Genomic DNA, 20,118 nt, shown 5'->3' with positions numbered 1-20,118 from the left:
TCGCCAGCGTCGAACGCGATTCCATTCTGCGGGTAGGTGTGATCGGCTCTAGTCGGACGCTTGCTGACCTGATGCTGACTTTCCTGATGGAGTGTCAGGCTCTGTTTCGGTCTCGTTCCGGCTGGTCGCACGCGTAGGGGGCGTGCGGGGGTGCGGGCGGGGCTTGGACTCATGCTGAGTGGACGGCGTGAGACGTGTGAGTGCTCGCAGCGAAAGTTGCCCAGTTGTAGAAGGTCGACAACCTGGCTGAGGCGGGAATGACTCGGCCGACCCTGCTGCGCGCTGCGGTCGCACCGGTGAAATTCTTGGTCTGCTGGTTGCAGGCCGTGCATGGCGACCCACCTGCGAAAGCCAAGATATTTCCTTTATCATGTATGACGCTGGCCTGCGGATGGACCGGACATTTCCCTGAGGGGCAGCCGCCGCAGCCACGAGGGACGCAACAATCACCCTTTCCCGAGCAGGCAGCTAAGGGCGCGGATGTAGAGAGGTCGCTTGGCTGCTGGCGGGTCATCTCATGTCGAATGTGTGGCAGGTTGGGGCGAGGAAATCTTCTTGAAGTCCTCTACCGCGCCTCGCTGACCAGGGAATTTGAGCTACGGAGGCAACCTGACCTGGGGTGATGCCGCTTTCTGGGTCTTTCACACTCGTTCAGCTTTGCGCAGTCGATTCTCCCCAGACGCTCCCCACGGGGCTCGATTCTCCCCAGGTCCTCCCCGGCGGGCTTGCTGGGTAAGGGTGCGTCGTGAGGGTCCGGGATTTGGTTGGCTAGTCACTCCACGCTGCGACTGAGTCCGACGTTCGTGCCTGGCCAGGTCCTCTGATCGGGGTGCCTCAATCTATTCCCGATGACCCATCACGTTGAATGCGTCGCAATCCTTGAGCCCGTTGGGAAGGGCCGCTGACCTGCGGTTTCTTCAAGTGTGCATTATGGGCGTTGTGTGCGTTACGGGCGACATCTTGACGCACGAGCGACGCACGTGACGCACGTCTGGCGCACGCTCTGATGCGGCATCAAGCATATGAAAGCCGCTTCTCCCTGCGGGTAACTGAACGGGACGAAGGATCCAGCAGCTGTACCGGGCTGAGCAGGTGCCGGTCCGGGCGATCGCGCCGCATCTGGACCTCTCGAAGAACACGGTGAAGCGGACCCTGGCGAATGGTCGGCTGCCGAGGTACCCGCGGTCGGTCAAGAGTCGGTGGTCGACGCGGTCGAGGAGCAGATTCGTGATTTGCTGCGGAAGCCCCAGCCATGCCCGCGACGGTGATCGCCGAGCGGATCGGCTGGGAGAGGGGCATGGCGATCCTCAAGGACGGCGTTCGTGAGCTTGGGCAGGTCTGTGTTCCGGTCGATCCGGTCTCCCGCACGGTCTGTTGCCTCGGTGAGCTGGCCCAGTGCGCCCTGTGGTTCCCTGACGCGGGCGTCCCGCTGGGATACGGGCAGACGGGCCAGCCGTTGGTGCTCGTGACGGTGTCCGGTTACTCGCGTGTTATCACTGCCCGGATGCTGCCGCCCAGGCGAACCGGAGACCTGATCGACGGGTCCTGGCGGCTGCTGGCCGAATGGGGTGCCGTCCCCAGGACACTGGTCTGGGACAACGAGGCCGGTCTCGGCCGCACCCGTCCGACATCCGAGTTCGCCGTATTCGCAGGTTGCTCGCCACTGGCATCTACCCGTGTCGCGCCCCGGGATCCAGAGGCGAAAGACACGCGGAGCCGACCGAGGTGCGCCACCGCCGAGGGCAGCCTGCCCCGGTCTGCCCGCGCGGAGCCGACGAGTGTGCTCGCCGACTCCAGCACGCCGACCGCGATCAATCTCCGCTCAGGAGGAGGTGAACCGGGTGCTGGGATTCAGCGCCCCTGTCCCGCTGGGTCCGCTCCGCGCAGGCGGAGGTGAATCGCCAGCGGCCGCAGGCATTGGTGGGGGCGACTAGCGCCGTGCACGACCTGGCCGTCCTGGTGGGCGCCTGCATCGCAGGACGCCTTCCGTGCACAGGGCGTGCGGGGTGGTCGCGTGCGGGGGCTGGGGCTGGGGCCTGTACTTGCCCTCGTAGTATCAGTGGCTTGGCCTGACGGCCAGTCCCACATCGCCAGGTTGCCGCTGCGCCTGATCCCCGCCGTCGTGTTGTGTCCCGCCCGGTCAAGGGCCATCCGGTGGTGTGGGCAGAGCCCCCACCCGGCATGATCTGGCCGTAGGCGAGTCTACGGCGGCGAATTCGGGTTCCGTTGCGGTAGTTGTCGAACCGGGCCCCCAGGCGCAGGGATGGTTCCGGCTCATTAAAGCTTTCCAGGTCAACGTCACCTGCCCCCCTCCCGCAACCGCTGGGGCCACGCCTGCCGGGCCGAGCCCTGCAGACTTCGCTTGCCCCCGTGGAAGCAGGTCACCACGGTGCCTCGAACTGTGCGTCTGGCGGAGAGCTTGACGCGCTGACGCGGTTGGGGCTTCTGTATTCGCTCTGGCCGTTGCAGACGTGCACGAGGTAAATGACGAAGGCGTCTGCCACGGGTAGCAAGGCGGCGCGCCGTCTTTGCTTTGCGCTACGGCGAGTTGGCCGGACCGCCCAGCAAACTGGCGCATCACTCTGGCGCATCACTCCCTAGTTGCTCCCTGGGTGCGGTTGATGAACTCACCGCGAGTGACAGCGGTACCGCTGAACACTCCTGTTGCTGTTCGTGAATGTCTGCGGGGAGAGATATGCGACTGAGGCGCCTGCTCTTAGCTGGTGCCACGCTGTGCGGGGTCCTGGGATCAACGATCGTGGTCAGCGCGGCGGAAGCCGAGCCGCGCCCAGCTACTGGCGGCCCGACTGCCACCGAACATGCGGAAGCTCTGCCGAAGCCGGTTGCCTCCGGAGGGCCGTCGTTGGTGACGCAGCCAGGTGCCTGCGTGAGTGCCGCGAGGAGGGCTGTTGATACCGAGCAGTCCACGGCATGCGTCACCACGACCGGCGCGTCCCTGAGCGCATGGGCACTGGCTCGTGTCACGGCCCGTGAACCGGTGTGGAAGTGGCCCGACTGGTGTGACGACCACGGCATCGCCAACGGCTGGTACGTCACGCGCACTAACGGGTGCGGAGTATGGAACGCCACGCTGCAGGTCTTCGACAGCCGGGGCCGGGTTATCGGCGGTATCGAACACCTCAGAGGGCGGTATGTAATTGCATAGGCGATTTGCCGTCACCTGAACGTGTGGCAGCACGGTATCCCGGCCGGTCGGCGGGCTCGGGCGTGCTGGGCTGGGCACCGTGAGCGAGCGCAAGCCCTGCAAGACCGACCTGTCCGACGAGCAGTGGGTACTTGTCGAGCCGGTGATCGCCGCATGGAAGGCCGCACACCGCTCGGTCAGCGGTCACCAGGGCCGGTACGAGATGCGGGAGATCGTCAACGCGGTCCTCTACCAGGGCCGCACGGGCTGCCAGTGGGACCTGCTTCCGCACGACCTGCCGCCGCGCGGTGCGGTGATGTACTACTTCACCAAGTGGCGCGATGACGGCACCGACCAGACCATCCACGACCTGCTGCGCTGGCAGGTGCGGGAGAAGGCGCGGCGGAAGGCGGACCCGAGCCTGGTGGTGCTCGACACCCAGAGCGTGCACGCGGCGGCCGGGGTGCCTGCACAGTCGACGGGGTGTGATGCGGCAAAAAAAGTACCGGGCCGCAAGCGCGGCCTGGCCGTTGATGTTCTGGGCCTGGTGATCGCGGTGGTGGTGCTCGCCGCATCCGTGCACGACAACGCCGCCGGCATCGCGCTGCTGGACAAGGTCGCCGCCGACACCGACACCGTTCAGAAGGCCCTGGTCGACCAGGGTTTCAAGAATGCCGTCGCCGCGCGCGGGGAGAAGGTGGGCATCGAGGTGGAGATCGTCGAGCGCAACCCGGCGCAGACCGGGTTCGTGCCGATCCCCAAGCGGTGGATCGTGGAGCGTGCCTACGGGATCTTGATGCTGCACCGCAGGCTGGTGCGCGACTGCGAGCACCTGCCGCGCAGTTCGGAGTCGCGGGTGTACTGGGCGATGACCGCGGTGATACTGCGCCGGCTGACCGGGGCCGCCGCTGCGGCCTGGCGCAGCACATGACCTGCGGGGAGCTGACTCTCGGGGCGGTACGGGCGCGGCTGGAAGAGCAGGAACGGGAACTCGCCGTGCAGGCCGAGGCGACGAGGGAGCAGATCGCGCAGCTGACCGCACGGCTGGACGAACTCGGCCGGGCCGCCGAGGAGGTCCGGATCACCCGCAAGACACTGCTGGCGCTGCCCGATCCGCAGCCGCCCGCGCCGCCGACGCCGAAGCTGCCGGACCATCCGGCCTACCAGCAGATCATGGCGGTGTTCGCCGCAGCCGACATGCCGCTACGAGCGCGGCAGGTGTGCGAGGCGATGGACCTGAAGATCGCGCCCAACAACATCAACAACACCCGCCTGAAGCTCAAGGGGCTCGCCGAGCGCGGGATCCTGGTCGAGACCGAGCAGGGCTTGTTCACCCAGCCGCGGCCGTAACCGCCAGGCGACGTCACGGCCGGTCCCTACACCTCTCCCGAAAGCGCGAAACGGACATCAAGTCACGTACCCCCTCTCAGAGGTACTGCCCGTGGTCTGCGCCCTTCACCGACTCCGGCCACACCTTGACCGCGACAACGTTGGCGAAGTTGACCAGTGCGATCCCGGTCTCGGTATCTTCCGGGCCGGTCAGCTGGAACCGTAACGTACGTCCCTGCTCAAGCGCCTCGCTCAGCGCGGTCACGGCTGACTCCAGCGACTCGAAGTCGCTGCTCTTGACGGCCAGCGCCTCCCCGTCAGCCGGCAGGAACCATATGTGCAGCTCCGGATTCTGTGTCATACAGTCGCTCCTCCACTCGACAGCGGAAGGCCACGATGCGCGCTCCACCCCTCGTGCACAAGTACGCCTCGCACGCGGACCGAGCGACCGCCAGAAAGCACGCCCCTGACCAGCATCGTGCCCCTCTCCCCGATGACTGAACTCTGGGCTTGCGCAGCTCGGAGGTGTCTTCAACGAGGCGACCGGCCTCCTGCGGGCCAAGGACGTCTGCGAGGCCTTCGGTCACGACTTGCTGCCGAAGAACATTGAAGGTACCCGGGCCAAGCGCAAGCACCTGGTCAAACTCGGCCTCCTCGCCCAAGCCGACACCGGCAACTTCGCCAGGAAGCAGTAGCCGGCACCGCGGCCACCACCCCTGCCGCAAGCATCACTTGGAAACGGACATACATTCACGAACCGTCCTCTGAATGAGGACGCGGATTACGGTCCCGCCACCAAGAGGGGCGTTGGCTATGTACAGAGGTGCAATGACACCACCGGGGGCGTCGACTACCAGGTAGGCCCGAGCACCTGGTACCGGCTCTACCACCCGAAGCCGCACTGTGCCCTGTGAGATGCTGCCCTGCCGGTTCCCACCGACACTGTTGGGAAAGTTCTGCGTCCTGCCGGAGCCATCTGGCAGGACGTAGAACTGCGAAGGGTATGACGCGGGCCGGGGCGAACGGTTTGCCGCGACCCCGGTAGGCCGCCGAGCCGTCGTGGCAGACCACATCGATGCCGGGGGGTACCTCTCCTACGGTGAGGCGGCAGGCCGCCCACGCGATCCGCTCCGAGGCCGATCGCCGCAAGCTGGCAGGTGATCAACGGACGGCCGCCGACAAATCCTGTCAACACCGCAACAACAACGCTGACGTCGTCCACTACGACCGGGCACTCGCCGTCGGCTGGCCCATCACCGATGGCGTCGTCGAGGACGCTGCCCGCCACTTCACCGACCGGTTCGACATCACCGGCAGCAGATGGAGCGTCCCAGGCGCCGAAGCCCTCGCCATCCTCCGCGCCGTCATCAGCAACGGCGATCTCGACTCCTACTGGAACTATCACTGTGCGCCAGGAACGTATACGCCTCTACCTCCAAACTGACCAGCCCAAGCAACGCCTGACGGCCTGAACGATCTCACTCAGGAAGAGCCGCACCCATCTAATTTGTGGGTGGGGGGTGCTGGACATCCCCAGCACCCCCCCACTCCCCTCAGGCCCCGTTCAACCCTCGTGCGTGTGGCCCGCCGCTCACACGTCGGCCTGGACAGCGGGGTCCGGGCCGACCAGTTCGGACAGGACGGTCCTCCATGGTCACGAAGCCGATGACGGTGTCCTTCTCACCGGTGACGGCGGCCAGGTGGCTGTCCACGGCGCGCAGCGTGGCGAGGGTGTCGTCGAGCGGGGTGTCGATGCTCACCCGGGTGAGCGGGTGCAGTGCTGTACGGGGGAAGGGCTGCTCGCGTTCGGTGACGCCGAGGGTGTCCTTGATGTGCAGGTAGCCGAGCAGGGCCCCGCGCGTGCCGGCGACGGGGAAGCGGGAGAACCCGGCCTCCGCTGCCACCTGCTGGAGGTGGGCCGGGGTGACGGTGGCGTCGACGGTGTGCATGCGCGCGGCCGGGACGAGGATCTCGCCGACCGGGCGCGTGCCGAGCTCCAGGGCGTCCCGCAGCCGTTCGCCGTCGGCCGCGGAGAGCAGTCCGGCCTGGCTGGAGTCCATGACCATGCGGGCGAGCTGGTCGCCCGTGAAGACGGCCTCAACCTCGTCCTTCGGCTCCACCCGCAGCAGCTTCAGCAGGGTGTTGGCGAAGGCGTTGATGCCGAAGACCACCGGCTTGAGCGCCCGGGTGAGGGCGACCAGGGACGGGCCGAGGAGAAGCGCGGTCGGCACGGGGGCGGCCAGCGCGATGTTCTTGGGAACCATCTCGCCGATCAGCATGTGCAGATACGTGGCCACGGTGAGCGCGATGGCGAAGTCGATCGGGTGCACCAGGGCAGCGGGGACGTGGGTGGCTTCGAAGGCGGGCTCCAGCAGATGGGCGATGGCCGGTTCCGCGACCGCGCCGAGCACCAGCGAGGAGACGGTGATGCCGAGCTGGGCGGTGGCCATCATCGCGGAGATGTGCTCGACGCCCCAGAGCGTGATCCGGGCCCGGCGGTTGCCTGCCTACGCCTTGGGCTCGATCTGGCTGCGGCGTACGGAGATCAGGGCGAACTCGGCGCCGACGAAGAAGGCGTTGGTCAGCAGGGTGAGGGCGCCGATGAGGAGCTGGACGGTGGTCATCGGGCGTCCTCCATGACCTGCCGCGCCGCCGGTGCGGTGATGCGGACGCGGTCGGCGCGGTGGTGGTCGACCGCGAGGGCGGTCAGGTGCCAGCCGTCGATGTCGATGCTGTCCTCTTGGGCGGGGATGCGGGTCAGGCGGGTCGCGATGAGGCCCGCGAAGGTCTCGTACGGGCCGTCGGATGCTGTCAGGCCGATGGTTTGGAGCTGGTCGATGCGGGCGCCGCCGTCGGCCTCCGACACGGCCCGGCCGTCCTGGTCCTGGGCTGCGGGCACCAGGTCGGGGGCCTCGACGGGGTCGTGCTCGTCGCGGACCTCGCCGACGACCTCCTCGACGATGTCCTCCACTGCGGCGACCCCTGCGGTGCCGCCGTACTCGTCGATGACGACGGCCATGGTCCGGGTGGCCCGCAGGCGCTCCAGGAGTCGGTCGGTGGGCAGGCTGTCGGGCACCAGGAGCGGCTCGGTCGCCAGGTCGGTGACGGGGATGAGGTGGCGTTTGTCCGGGTCGAGGGCGAGGACGTCGCGGATGTGGACGGTGCCGATGACCTCGTCGAGGCTGTCGCGGTAGACGGGGAAGCGGGACAGGCCGGTGGCGTGCGTGAGGTCCGCCGCGTCGGCCGCGGTGGCGTGGGCCTCCAGGGCGCGCACGTCCACGCGCGGGGTCATCACATTCTCGGCGGTCAGCTCGTTCAGGTGCAGGGTGCGCACGAACAACTCGGCGGAGCCGTGCTCGATGGCGCCCTCGGCGGCCGAGTGCCGGGCCAGGGCGACCAGTTCCTCCGGGGTGCGCGCGGAGGCCAGCTCCTCGGCGGGCTCCAGGCCGAAGCCGCGCACGAACCGGTTCGCGGTGTTGTTCAGATGGTGGATGAAGGGCCGAAGGCGGCGGTGAAGCCACGCTGGGGATCGGCGACGACCTTGGCGACGGCCAGCGGGCGCGAGATCGCCCAGTTCTTCGGCACCAGCTCACCGACGACCATCAGGACCACGGTGGACGGCACCACGCCGAGGACGGTGGCCACGGGAGAGGCGGCCCCGTCCAGACCGGCGCTGGTCAGCGGTCCGCGCAGCAGCGCCGCGAGGGAGGGCTCGGCGAGCATGCCGATCACCAGGGAGGTGACGGTGATCCCGAGCTGGGCGCCGGAGAGCTGGAAGGTCAGCCGTCGTACGGCTTTGAGGGCGCCGCCCGCGCCCCGCTCTCCCGCTTCGGCGGCCCGCTCCAGGTCACCGCGCTCGACGGTGGTCAGGGAGAACTCGGCGGCCACGAACACGGCGCAGGCGAGTGTGAGGAGCAGGGCCAGGAGCAGCAGCAGGACCTCGGTCACCGTGCCACCCCCGATCCCTCAACCTCCGGCTGCGGGCAGGGAATGGCACGGCTGGTACTGGGAGGCTCACCCATCGCGGGTCCGTGGCTCCTTCTGATGTCGCGTACGCCGTTCAAGATCAGTGGGCACCGACGCGGCGCCCGCCTCTACACCCACTGTAAAGGAATGGCAAACCGTCGCGACAGGGGCTATGACCTCCATCATGCATCGCGACGGCGCAGCCGCCGAACGGCGAGTGCCAGCAGCACCACGGTGTACGCGGCCACCAGCGCGAGTGAGGGCCAGGCGCCCAGGGAGCCGACCGCGTCCGGGCTCGCGTCGGAGGTCTGGGTCAGCTTCTCCAGGGCGGCGGTCGGGGTGGCGCCCGCGATCCACCGCTGGGCGCCGCCGAAAAGTGGGCCGAACAGCGAGGGCAGCAGCATCACGGCGATCACCGTGGTCACGGCCCCGGCCGAGTGCCGCACCAGGACGCCGATGGCCAGGCCGAGGACGCCCACCACCGCGAACAGCCCGGCGATCCCGAGCACCGCGGGCATCGGCTCGCCGCGTGCGTACCTGCCGTCTTCCAGGATCGCACTGCCCAGCAGGTACGCCACCGTGCAGGAGGCCAGTGAGAGCCCGAACAGCAGTCCGGCGAGCAGGACGGCCTTGGTGGCGAGGACCCGCCCGCGCCGGGGCACGGCGGCGAAGGTGGACGTCACGGTGCCGCTGGCGTACTCGCCGCAGATCGTCAGCGCCCCCACCACACCGGAGATCATCAGCGAGACGACGCTGAGGGTGAGGCTGCCGCCGAGGACCGTGTCATCGGCCTGGAGGCTGCCGCTGAGCCCCACGAAGACGGCGCCCGCCATGGTGACCAGGCCGACAGCTGCCGTGGTCCAGCGGGTCGAGCGCAGGCTCGCGAACTTGGTCCACTCAAAGGCCAGGGCCTCGCGGAAGCCCGGGGGCGGTGCGGTGAGGGTGCTCATGGGATCAGTTCCTTCGTGTCCTGCGTGCTGCCCCGGTACTCCACCGAGGTCCGCGTCATCGTCGTGTAGATCTCCTCCAGGGAGGAGAAGAGCGGGGTCAACTCGTGGACGGCCACGTGGTGTTCGCGGGCCAGCTCCCCGATGGTGGCGGGCGGGATTCCGGCGACTCGCCAGCCGCCGCGCGCGTCGAGCCGCACCGTCCCTCCCGCTCGCTCAAGGAGCTGCCGCATGCGTTCGGCCTCGCTGTCGGCGGTGCGCACGAGCGTGGTGCCCTGTGAATGAGTCTCGATGAACTCCCGCATGTCGGTGTCGGCGAGCAGGCGCCCCCTGCCGATCACGATCAGACGGTCCGCGGTGAGTTCCATCTCGCTCATCAGGTGGCTGGAGAGGAAGACCGTACGCCCCTGGACGGCAAGGGACTTGAGGAGAGCGCGGATCCAGCGGATACCCTCGGTGTCCAGGCCGTTGACCGGCTCGTCCAGGATCAGCACCTCCGGGTCGCCGAGCAGTGCGGCCGCGATGCCGAGCCGCTGGCCCATGCCCAGGGACAGGCCCTTGGCCCGCTGGTTGGCCACTTCGGAGAGTCCGACCCGGTCCAGGACGGCGTCCACCTGGCTTCGCGGGATCGCGTTGGACCGGGCCAGGCCAAGGAGGTGCTGGCGCACGCTGCGCCCGCCGTGCACGGACTTGGCGTCCAGGAGCGAGCCGACCTCGCGCAGGGGCGCGGCGAGGCGGTCGTAGCGGCGTTTGTTGACGGTGACCGTGCCCGAGCTGGGGGCGTCCAGGCCGAGGATCATGCGCATGGTGGTCGACTTGCCCGCGCCGTTGGGGCCGAGGAAGCCGGTCACCAGGCCCGGCCGCACCGTGAAGGTCAGCCGGTCGACGGCTGTCTTGTCTCCGTATCGCTTGGTCAGTTCCCGTGCTTCGATCATGCGGTCGACGCTACGGACGCCGCGCCCGTCCGGGCATCTGCCGCCGGGAGTCGGCTGGTACTCCCCTGGGAGTACCAGCCGCGTGCCCGCGTGCCTCAGCTCTCACCGGGCCGCACCAGGCCGGTCTCGTACGCGAGGACCACCAGCTGCGCCCGGTCCCTGGCACCCAGCTTGGCCATGGTCCGGCTGACATGGGTCTTCGCGGTGAGCGGCGACATGATCAGGCGCTGTCCGATCTCGTCGTTCGACAGGCCGCGCCCGACCAGGGCGAGGACCTCGCGCTCGCGGCCGGTCAGCGGTTCAAGGCGCGCGCGTGCCTCGGTCCGCGGTGTCTTGAGGCGCGCGAACTCCTCGATCACGTGCCGTGTCACCGCCGGCGCCAGCAGCGACTGCCCGGCCGCGACGGTGCGGATCGCGTCTCGCAGGTCATCGGGTTCGACGTCCTTGAGCAGGAAGCCCGCGGCCCCGACGCGCAGCGCCTCGAAGACGTACTCGTCGGCTTCGAAGGTCGTCAGGACAAGGACGCGCACCTCGTCCAGGTCCCGGTCGGTGACGATGCGGCGTGTGGCCTGTAGTCCGTCGGCCCGGGGCATGCGGATATCCATGAGCACCACGTCGGGCCGCGTGGTGCGGGTCAGGTCGACGACCTCGGCGCCGTCGGCGGCCTCGGCGACCACGACCAGGTCGTCGGTGAGGTCGAGCAGGGCACGGAAACCCGCCCGCACAATGGTCTGGTCATCGGCAAGGAGCACCCGGATCACGCCGCCTCCACCGGCAGGACCGCCCGCACTCGCCAGCCCTCGCCCGGGACAGGCCCCGCCTCGAAGCTCCCGCCCACGGACGCGGCCCGCTCCCGCATGCCGATCAGGCCGTAGCCGCCGGTGACCGCGACGTCCCCGGGCGGCCCGTCATCGGTCACCTCCACCACCAGGGCACCCCCGGTCACTGCGACCGATACGGCCGCGTGCGGTGCCCGCGCGTGCTTGATCACGTTGGTCAGCGCCTCCTGGACGATCCTGTACGCGGCCAACTCCACCAGCTGCGGCAGCTCCCGGCCACCCGTGTCCCGGTGCAGTGACACCTCCACCCCCGTCCCCCGTACGCGCTCGGCCAGTTCTCCCAGCTGGTCCAGGCGCGGCGCCGGCTCCTTCCCCTCCTCGCCCTGCCCTTCCCGCAGCACCGCCACGGTCGCGCGCAGCTCGCGCACCGCCTCCTTGCCCGAGGCCCGCACCTGCCGCATCGCCGCCCGCGCCACCTCCGGCCGCTTGTCCAGGGCGTCGAGCGCGAGCCCGGCCTGCACGGTCATCGCCGACACGGTGTGCGCCACCACGTCGTGCAGCTCCCGCGCGATCCGCACCCGCTCCTGCTGCACCTTGCGCCGCGCCTCCCACTCCCGCTCGGCCTCAGCACGGGCCACACGGTCGGCGTACTCCCGCAGCAACTCCCGCCGCCCGCGCACCACTTCCCCAAGCAGCAGCGGTACGAGCGGCCACAGCATCTCCAACAGCGGCGCGCCCTGCGGCTGCGCCACGTCGATGCCCGCGATGAGCGACACGGCTCCCGAGACGAGGGCCGCGATCACCGCCGTACGCAGCGTACGCCGCCGGCCTCCCTGCACGGCGAGCGCGTACAGCGCCACCATCACCGGCAGATTCAGCAGCTCCCCGATATGCCCGTACAGCGCCCAGCCCGCACAGGCCGCGCCCGTCACCACGCTGACGGCCACCGGCCACCGGGTCCGCACCAGCAGCGCCGCGATGGAGACCCCGTACAGCAGCCAGGTCAGCCAGTCGGCCTGCCGGTGCGAGGGGTCGTTGACCGCCGCGTCGGCACCGGTGAGCACCGCGACCACCGCTGCCACCGCCAGGTCCGCCAAGGGCGGGGACAGCGACCACCGGAGGTGACGCGGGCGGGGGAGAACAGGGCTGTGAGGGGGCACGTTCCGAACGATAGGGGGCCGATCAGTGCTCTGCGTACGTCATCAGGAGTACGTATTCCCGCTGCGCTGTCCCAGCCGGGCGCATCCGCTCCATCTTCCTTCTACAGCCCTGAAGATACGGGCTCCTGACGGAACGTCGAACAAAGGTTGCGAGCCGTTCGCGATCACCCTGCCCTGGGAGACACCGGTCACCGAGCTGTACGGACAGGGCCTGGGCATCGTCCTCGGCGTGCGCACCGAGCTGTCGGTGGCGGGCGCCATGGACAAGGGCGACCTGGACGCGCTGGCCGTCGCCCCGCTGCCCGTCCAGGAAGCGATCCTGGAAGCCTTCGGCCAGCTCGGCTTCGGCTTCAAGTCCGCCGACCTGTAACTGGGTCACATCGGCGGTACCGGTCAGCAGCTGCCCTTCTACCAGGAGGTCGAGCTGGCCCCGTCCCCGGAGTACGCGCACGCGGTCGACGAGATCGAGGTGACCTTCCTCGCCCACCGTGACGAGATGGAGATCGTCCTGGAAGCCGACAAGCGCGGCGGCTTCTTCTCCTCCGGCCACGACGCCGTCACCCGCTTCGCCGTCCCTCTCGAGCAGTCCCACCACCAGGACTGGAACGCCGTGGTCGACGGCTGGGTACGCCAGATGGTCGAACACCGGGCCTCCTACGGACACGGTGACGTGTACGGGCACGGCGGGCACGGGCACGGCTTCCACCCCCACGGCCATGACAGCCACGGGCGCGGCGGGCGCCACCGCTCGGGGCCCGGCATGGGCACCGCCGTCGCGGCAGGTGCGGCCGGCCTGGCCGTGGGCGTCGTCGGCGGCATGGTCGCGGCCGAAGTCGTGGACGAGGTGGGGGACTTCTTCGAAGGCCACGATGGAGAGGAAGAACAATGAACAGTGAGCACGCCAGGCGGATGGCTGGGATTCTCCTGCTAGCTTCTACATTGCTGTAGAAGCTAGGTGTTGTCCGGGCCGCGCTCCCTGCGGCCCGGACAACACCTCTGACGACGTACGGAGTTGAGCGGGCATGGCCCTGTGGGACCATCTGAAGGAATCCGCGTCGCAGATGCAGACGCAGCTCAATGCGAAGAAGCACGACCTGAAGAGCGGCGCCTTCCGGGACGCCAGCATGGCGATGTGCGCCCTGACAGCCGCCGCCAGGAGCACGAGCAGCAGCACCGGCAGCCCGGTCACGGCCAGGTCCCCGGTCCCCGGCCGTGTCCGCCCGGCGGGACGCACATCTAAGCCAGCGCGCCGGCGCCCGGCACGCACCCGGCGCCCCGACCCTGGAGATATCAGGGCGCAGCGAGAGTACGGGGGACCGTCCCCGTGAACGACGAGGAACCCGTGGTCGACCTGATCCTGACACAGCTCTCGCCGAGCAGCGGGAGCGTCTGGAAGAGCCAGCCCGTCTCGGTTCGCTGCTTCCTGCGGAGCTGAGCGAGGACCTCCTGCTCCGCATCCTCCGACCCCCGGTCGGCGGGCGGCACGACGGGCGTCGCCTGCACGCGGGCGTGTGCGGGCCGTCAGTCGCAGACCTGCCGGTAGGGCGCGTCCGGTACGTTCTGTTCCCACTCTGCCCGGGTCAGGTTCTTCGCCCGGTGCACCCGTTCGCAGATCGTCCGGGCGAGCCGGTCCGGATCGAGGTTCAACGGATGGGAGCGGACCCGTTCCCCGGCCAGGCGCAGGTCTCCCTGGTCGTCGAACGCCACGTCGAGCAAGCGGTCCTCGACACCGGGCAGGACACCGCCCAGCGACTGTTGGGAGCCCACGTCCCAGATGTGGATCTGTTCGCCTCCCATTACACCGACGAGTTGATCGCCGTCCGGGGAGAACCGCAGATGTGAGACCGCCGGGCCGGGCAGCCGCCCCACCCGCCGGGTTCCGTCCGCGTTCCACAGCGCGACGCCGTTCGGTTCGGCGGCGGCCAGCGTCTTCCCGTCAGGGCTGAATGCGACGGCGTTGAGTTCGACCCCGCCGAGCGCACCGCGCGCCGTCGTCCCGTCCGACAGGTCCGCCCGGTCTCCGGAGGAGGTCACGAGGACCAGGTCGTCCCCTGAGCCGCCCAGCGCGATCCGGTAGCCCCCGATGCCGTCCAGCGTCCGGGTTTTCCGGCCCGTTTCGACGTCCACGACGTCGACGGACCACGCGTCCCGGTCGACGTCGACCAGGCGGCTCACCGCGAGTGTGCGCCCGTCGGCGCTGAACACCAGCTTGATGGCCCTGCCTCGCTCCGGGGAGCCCAGCGCGACGGAGTGGCGGACCTTTCCGGTGCGCACGTCCTGCACCAGCACGTCGAACGACTCACCCTCGGCGGGCTCCCGGTCGGGGTAGGCCGCCAGGGTCCCGTCGGTGCTGAACGCGGCCGGAAGCTCGCCTTCTCCGAGGAAGGGGCCCACCACGTTGTCGGTGGCGACAGCCACGTCGGACGTCCTGTTCGGTGCGGCACCGCTCGAGCGCGTCGCATCCGGAACGGACCAGGAGCGCAAGCGGGAGCCCTCCTCCGCACGGTGTACTGTCCGCAGGCTCGCGGCCCCGGAGTCGTAACTGCCTATGTCCTCCTGCTCCGCCTGCCGCGGAAGACGTGTCACAGCCACGTCCAGGATGTGTACCGAGGCGCCGTCCATGTAGACCAGCTCGCGTGCCGCGGAGTCGATCGCCAACGCCTGCCCGACGTGCTCCCCGAGCGACTCCTGCTCCCGTGGGCCTGTCTCGTAGGTCAGCAGGGGTTGTTCAAGGTGTTCAGCGGTGGAGAGGACTACGGCACTGCCTTCGATCCTGGCCACGAGCCGCCCGTCCGTGCTGATCGCGGCGGTCATGTCCTCGGGGGCGCCGTCCACGCGGATGTCCGAGATCAGTTTCCGGGTGCGGGTGTCCCACACGTACAGATTCTCGCCCGCACTGGTCAGCAACCTGCCGCCGTCGGCGCTGGACCACACCTGGGACGCCTCGTCGCACCGCGTCTCGGGGTCCGCGTCCCGCATTCTTGTCCGCTTACCGCTGCCGAGGTCGTGCAGCAGAGGACGGCTGCCCGCGGGGCAGGACACCAGGGACCGTCCGTTGTCGACCAGGTTTGGGCCGACGGCGGACAGCCGGAGCAGGGTACGGCCCGTGCGTGTGTCGACGACGTTGCTGCCCTCATCCTTGGTGAGGGTGAGCGCCCGCCTGCCGCCCGCCGCCAGCTCCAGGACGGTACCCGCTGTCTTCGGTACTTTCCCGACGGGCTCGTCCGTGGCGAGGTTCCACACCACATCTCCGGACACGGCGAATCTGCCGTCCGGCGCCACGGGGCCGAGCGTCTTCTCGGCAGTGCCGATGCTGATTGGCTTTCCGGTGCGGATGTCGTAGTGGTACGTCTGCGAACCCATTGCCTTGTTCACCTCCGTCGTCAGGTAGCGGCCGCCCGCGGAAAGCGAGCGGGACATGGACGTCTCGATGCCGTTCGGGGGAGTCGTCGGGTCGTTGAAGACGGTGGTCTCACGTTGCAGCGCCGACCGGTACAACGCCGACCGTGCCTCGGTCGCTGGTGCCGTCTGCCACGCGGCGAGGCTCAGCAGAGCGGCCGTCCCCGGATCGGACGTCCGTATGCCCTCTGCCACCGACGCCACGGTCCGCGCGGTGGCCAGCGCCTGCTGCTCCGCGTTGGTTCGCCGCAGATTCCAGGCCACGGTGCCCGCCGCCAGAACAAGGACCAGCAGCACCGCGATCCCGCCCTGCAGCCTGCGCCGCTGACGGGCGCGGCGGGACTGTTCCTTGCGGGCAGCGTCAAGGAAAGACCGCTCCAGCGCGTTGGGCCGCAGCGCGACCGGTGCGGTCGCGGCCTGATCCAGTGCGGCGCGCAGAGCACTGCCGTGCGGAAGGTCGTCCGCCTTCCGCCCGGCCTGCTGCCACTCCCGCGCGGCATCGCCGGTCCTGCGCAGCACCCGCAGCGCGGCCCGATGCTCGGCCGCCCACGCGCCCAGCCGCGGCCACGCCTTGAGCAGGGCCGCACCGGCCGGCCGGACGGAACCGTCGGGATCGGCGACGAGGATCCGCTCAGCGGTGAAGACGGTCAGCGCTTGCCGGGCGGCGGCAGCCTCATGCGCGGGACGCCCGCCGAACAGCTCCTCGGGCCCGGCCGCGCGCACCTCGTCCTGTGAGCCGTCCGGTGCCTCACCCGGCGCCACCAGCCGCAGGAACAGCTCTTGGGCGGCGGCCTGGGCGGCAGGGCTCAGCTCCACGAACACCCGCTCGGCCACCGCACCCCAGTCCGGCAGAGTGGCGAAGGCGTGCCCGGCGAGATCCGGCAGGGTAGCGGCACGCGCACCCCGGTTCAGCAGCTCGGCAGCCGAGGTCGCGGGCGGCAGCCGGTCACCGCCGGTGAGCAGACCGAACAGCAGCTCGTCCGAACCCGGCCGGAGTGAGGGATCCTTGGACAGCGCCGCACCCACCAGCGGCCGCAGCCGCTCCGGCAGCGGCGTGAGATCGGGATGCAACTCCGTGACCCGGACGACGATCTCGCCTAGGTTCTCGCCGTGGAAGGGGGCCCGGCCGGTAGCCGCGAAAAGGACCACCGCACCCCAGGCGAACACGTCGCTCCGCACGTCCGCACGCGAGCCGCGCAGCACCTCGGGCGCCATGTAGCCGGGCGTACCCATCATCCCGCCGGTCGCGGTGAGCGACATCTCCTGAGTACGGGCGATCCCGAAGTCGATGACCCGGGGACCGTCCGGACCGAGCAGCACATTGGCGGGCTTCAGATCCCTGTGCACCACGGAGGCAGCGTGGATGGCGGTGAGTGCGGTGGCGATCCCAGTGGCCAGGCGGCCCAGGGCGTCACCGATGAGCGGGCCGCGCTGTTGTACCACCGTCTGCAGATCACGGCCGTCGATGAACTCGCTGGCGATGTACGGGGGATCCGCCTCCAGGTCCGCAGCGAGCACCCGGGCGGTACAGAAGGAGTCGACCCGCTGGGCCGCCGCGACCTCTTTGCGAAAGCGGTCCCTGGCGAAGGCCTCGGCCGCACTGTCTATGCGGAGCACTTTCACCGCGCACCGTGCCCCCGCACTGTCGTAGGCCTCGTACACGACACCCTGCCCGCCGGCCCCGAGACGCGAGGCCAGCCAGTAGGAGCCGATGCGCTGTGGGTCGTCGGGCGTCAGTAAATCTCGGTCCACAGAACCTCTTCCAGTAGAGACTGCTTCGATCTACGGCGATCCAGCCTGTCAAAGGACACACCAGCGCGACAGGCGGACGCGTGGCCGACACCGCAAGCAAACACGCTCCGCACCCCGTTACGGTGCGCGTTGGCGACCTGACACGGGCACCTGCCCTCAGAGCGCGGCGGTCACGGCCTGGGCTGGTGGGCGGCGCAGGAGACCCGGCCCGCGAAGAGGCCCAACGGCCCTCGTACTCAGGGCAGTACACCGGTGGCCGGCCGCCTGCCGCGCACCGCGCGGGGCCGCCGCCGGGGATGAGTGGGCGCGATGGACTCCACCGCGCGCCCGTGCACGGAGAGGAGCGGAGTCCACGGTGGCGCGGATCGGCCGGTCCACTCGGGGCGCTCCACTCGGTGGGGAGTGCGGAACATCCCGGCACCCGGTGAGCTCGGTGCGGTGCATCGGGTGCACCGTTGCGCCCGGCCGATGCTGTCGTGCACTCCCACCCACCGCACCGGCGCGCCGCACGTTCCACTGGCGCGCGTCGGAGTGGCTGCCACTCCCGCCCGCTCCACCCGACACGTGTACAGAGGGTGACCGTGCATCGGGTGTGGTGCACTCGATGCACCCCCCTTGACCGGGTGTGCCGCCGGATTCCACCCAGCCCATCCGGTGGAATGCAACCCTTGTCCAGCTACGAGATTCGTCGTGATCTTCGATGTTTCCCCTTGACGCACTCCGCTACCACCACGGAGACCTCAGCGCCAGCCCTCGCGCCGTCTCTGCGGTCAGGCCGACGGTATCGAAGCCGCCGGCGGCTTGGACGAACTCCAGCGCGATGTCGTGGAAGCGCGGACCGCGGAAGTAGGAGACGTGCGTGTCGTCCGGGGCCAGAGGCTGGCCGCTCTCGTCGGACACGAGCGTGTGGGACGCCTTGCGGGACTCGTAGTAGGCGTTGAGCTGCGGCTGGGCCCCGGTGCGCATCGCGGCCTTCACCCGCTGCCGGTGGGTAGGGGCATCGAGGCACTTCTGGTACGAGAAGGCGACCTTGCTGCCATCGACGAGAACCGCTTCCCGGCCTTTGTGTTGACCACGCGGGGTGGGGATGATCCGAAAGCGGTCCACCCCCGGGCCGACCTTCTCCGCCGCGTCGGGATGCATGTCGAGCAGGTCCCGCAACAGCAGGTCGTCGTCCTCCTGGTCGACGTCCTGCCCGAGGCCGTAGCGACCCAGGACCGCCTGCACCGCTTCCTGCCGGTCCTTCTTCGTCGCTCAGCGGCGCGGGCCGATCCAGACCTCGGACACGTTGAGCTCATTCGCCAAGCGGGTGACAGGAGTGCTCACGCTAGAGCACGTCCCCGGCCCGGACGGAGCTTCGCTCCTGCTGTCATCCCGCCGGGGGACAGGGAGCAGATCGTGATGCTGCTCACGAACAAGTCGTCCCTGGCGAGGCGTTTCTGGGGCACAGAAGACACCGATCAGTGTTGAGCGTCAGACAGCGGACAAGGGGGTCCTTCCGACGGTGGCTCCGGCCCGCACGCACACCCGCGTACGGGCCGGACGACCGCCAACCCGGCCTTGTACGGACGGAGAAACCCGAGGATCCGATGACCACCGCATCCGACCCGCACATCCCGCCGACCCCGGCGGACACCGCTGCGACGGCGAGCCCCACGGCGAGCCCTGAGACGGGCCCCGCGCCCAACCCCGCAGCTGTCGGCCGCCGCCTGAGCATTGTTGCTGATCAAACCCCCGATTCGCCTGCCCCGGCCGGTTGCGACTCCTCCTCTCCAGGTACTGATGTACCTGGAGAAGCGTCCCGGGCCCGGAAGTCCGCGCCGGCGAAGGCCGGTGCGGACCTGTGCGGCGAGGTCCTGCTCACGCTCGCCCAGCTGCGCCTGGCCACACCCCGCCAGCTCAAGGCACTGCTGCTGCCCCACCAGCAGGACACCGACCATGTCCGCCGCGCGTTGCGCAACCTGCTCGCCGAATCCCCGGCCCTGGTCGGCCGGACCCACCGCGCCCAGCAGAGCTACTGGTACTGCACCGCGGCAGGTCTCGCCGAAGCCGCCGCCTCCGGCGAGCTCGCGCCGATGACCGGCCGGACCACAGGAAAGCGCATCGCGGCCAGCAAGACGGGTCTGCGGGAGCACGGCCTCGCCCTGGTCGACACCGTCATCGCCTTCCACCGCGCGGAGGTGGCCGACCACGCCGACTGGCGGGGCGGAAGTCGCCCACCCCACCCGGGCCGGGAACCTCGTGCCCGACGCCGTGGTGCTGCTGGCCGACGGCTCCAGCGCGTTCGTGGAGATCGACCGCACCATGTCCTACGCCCGCCTGCTCGCCCAGCTGGAGCGCTACGACGCCTACCGCAACGCACCTGCGTCCGGGCGTGGCAACGCCGCCCGCGCCCCACGCTCCACTGGCAGGAGACCTACGCCGGGCCGCCCCTGGATCGGCCCTTCCCGCCGATGCTGTTCGTCTTTGCCCCGGCCCCGCGCCGCGCGGCCCCGGACACGAGGGAGGCCGCCTTCCACGACCGTGCCCGGCCGAACTGGCGGATCACCGTGGCGACGACGACCCTGCACCGGCTCACCCGCGACGGGGCCGACCGGCCCGTGTGGCGGGTCGTCGGCCACGGTGAGGACCGGTGGGCGCTGACGGCGCTGCCCAAGCCGCGTTGACCACAGCGGGCCCGGCCTCCACCCAGGCCGGGCCCGGTTG

10 protein-coding genes and 5 pseudogenes are annotated in these 20,118 nt (G+C 69.6%); 6 read left to right on the top strand and 9 right to left on the bottom strand.

Annotated features, from left to right (window positions below; all coding sequences use genetic code 11):
• Nucleotides 1–3,245 precede the first annotated feature (3,245 nt).
• Both GPA10_RS09520 and GPA10_RS09515 read left to right on the top strand, forming a co-directional pair.
• Entirely contained in the window at nt 3,246–4,076 is an 831-nt protein-coding gene (locus GPA10_RS09520; RefSeq protein ID WP_343040583.1) for an IS5 family transposase, read from the top strand.
• On the top strand, nt 4,073–4,495 hold the full coding sequence (locus tag GPA10_RS09515) for a hypothetical protein (protein ID WP_157165089.1): 423 nt from the start codon (nt 4,073–4,075) through the stop codon (nt 4,493–4,495). The genes GPA10_RS09520 and GPA10_RS09515 overlap by 4 nt, the downstream gene beginning before the upstream one ends.
• A gap of 76 nt (nt 4,496–4,571) precedes the next feature.
• Here GPA10_RS09515 and GPA10_RS09510 read toward each other — a convergent pair whose 3' ends face one another.
• A complete protein-coding gene (locus GPA10_RS09510; RefSeq protein ID WP_157165088.1) occupies nt 4,572–4,835 on the bottom strand; it encodes a hypothetical protein in 264 nt (87 codons plus the stop codon).
• 738 nt (nt 4,836–5,573) lie between these two features.
• On the opposite strand from GPA10_RS09510, the gene GPA10_RS44005 reads away from it, so the two are divergent.
• Nucleotides 5,574–5,918 carry a hypothetical protein gene (locus tag GPA10_RS44005; protein ID WP_157165087.1) on the top strand — a complete coding sequence of 115 codons (345 nt, stop codon included), beginning with the start codon at nt 5,574–5,576 and terminating at the stop codon, nt 5,916–5,918.
• Nucleotides 5,919–6,065: 147 nt separating this feature from the next.
• Here the strand turns inward: GPA10_RS44005 and GPA10_RS09500 are convergent.
• The 6 genes and pseudogenes from GPA10_RS09500 to GPA10_RS09475 form a co-directional block, all read right to left on the bottom strand.
• Nucleotides 6,066–7,098: pseudogene (locus tag GPA10_RS09500) on the bottom strand (hemolysin family protein).
• Nucleotides 7,095–8,422: pseudogene (locus GPA10_RS09495) on the bottom strand (hemolysin family protein). Before GPA10_RS09495 ends, GPA10_RS09500 begins: the two co-directional pseudogenes overlap by 4 nt.
• Nucleotides 8,423–8,622: 200 nt before the next feature.
• Entirely contained in the window at nt 8,623–9,390 is a 768-nt protein-coding gene (locus GPA10_RS09490) for an ABC transporter permease subunit (RefSeq protein ID WP_157165086.1), read from the bottom strand.
• The gene (locus GPA10_RS09485) at nt 9,387–10,322 is read right to left on the bottom strand and encodes an ABC transporter ATP-binding protein (protein ID WP_157165085.1); all 936 of its coding nucleotides are present in this window, start codon (nt 10,320–10,322) and stop codon (nt 9,387–9,389) included. The genes GPA10_RS09490 and GPA10_RS09485 overlap by 4 nt, the downstream gene beginning before the upstream one ends.
• Before the next feature lie 95 nt (nt 10,323–10,417).
• Nucleotides 10,418–11,080 (bottom strand): response regulator transcription factor, encoded by a 663-nt coding sequence (locus tag GPA10_RS09480; protein WP_343040638.1) that lies wholly within the window; start codon nt 11,078–11,080, stop codon nt 10,418–10,420.
• Nucleotides 11,080–12,183 carry a sensor histidine kinase gene (locus tag GPA10_RS09475; RefSeq protein ID WP_343040582.1) on the bottom strand — a complete coding sequence of 368 codons (1,104 nt, stop codon included), beginning with the start codon at nt 12,181–12,183 and terminating at the stop codon, nt 11,080–11,082. Before GPA10_RS09475 ends, GPA10_RS09480 begins: the two co-directional genes overlap by 1 nt.
• Nucleotides 12,184–12,415: 232 nt before the next feature.
• Between GPA10_RS09475 and GPA10_RS09470 the strand changes: the two are divergent.
• Both GPA10_RS09470 and GPA10_RS09465 read left to right on the top strand, forming a co-directional pair.
• Nucleotides 12,416–13,150, top strand: a pseudogene (locus tag GPA10_RS09470) (sporulation protein); the annotation flags it as partial.
• A gap of 133 nt (nt 13,151–13,283) precedes the next feature.
• A pseudogene (locus GPA10_RS09465) lies at nt 13,284–13,424 on the top strand (Tellurite resistance TerB); the annotation flags it as partial.
• A 358-nt stretch (nt 13,425–13,782) separates the two neighbouring features.
• On the opposite strand, the gene GPA10_RS09460 reads toward GPA10_RS09465, so the two are convergent.
• Together GPA10_RS09460 and GPA10_RS09455 are read right to left on the bottom strand one after the other, a co-directional pair.
• Nucleotides 13,783–17,412, bottom strand: coding sequence for a protein kinase domain-containing protein (locus tag GPA10_RS09460; protein WP_157165084.1), 3,630 nt, complete (start codon nt 17,410–17,412; stop codon nt 13,783–13,785).
• Nucleotides 17,413–18,135: 723 nt separating this feature from the next.
• Nucleotides 18,136–18,639: a DUF3223 domain-containing protein gene (locus tag GPA10_RS09455; RefSeq protein WP_343040581.1), complete on the bottom strand. Its 504-nt coding sequence runs from the start codon at nt 18,637–18,639 to the stop codon at nt 18,136–18,138.
• Nucleotides 18,640–19,001: 362 nt separating this feature from the next.
• On the opposite strand from GPA10_RS09455, the pseudogene GPA10_RS09450 reads away from it, so the two are divergent.
• A pseudogene (locus GPA10_RS09450) lies at nt 19,002–20,055 on the top strand (replication-relaxation family protein).
• Nucleotides 20,056–20,118: the final 63 nt, after the last annotated feature.

Origin of the sequence: Streptomyces typhae (genome assembly GCF_009755605.1) — a bacterium.
GTDB lineage: Bacteria > Actinomycetota > Actinomycetes > Streptomycetales > Streptomycetaceae > Streptomyces > Streptomyces typhae.
The sequence above is the reverse complement of the archived record's forward strand: the minus strand, read 5'-3'. Positions and strand labels throughout refer to the sequence as shown.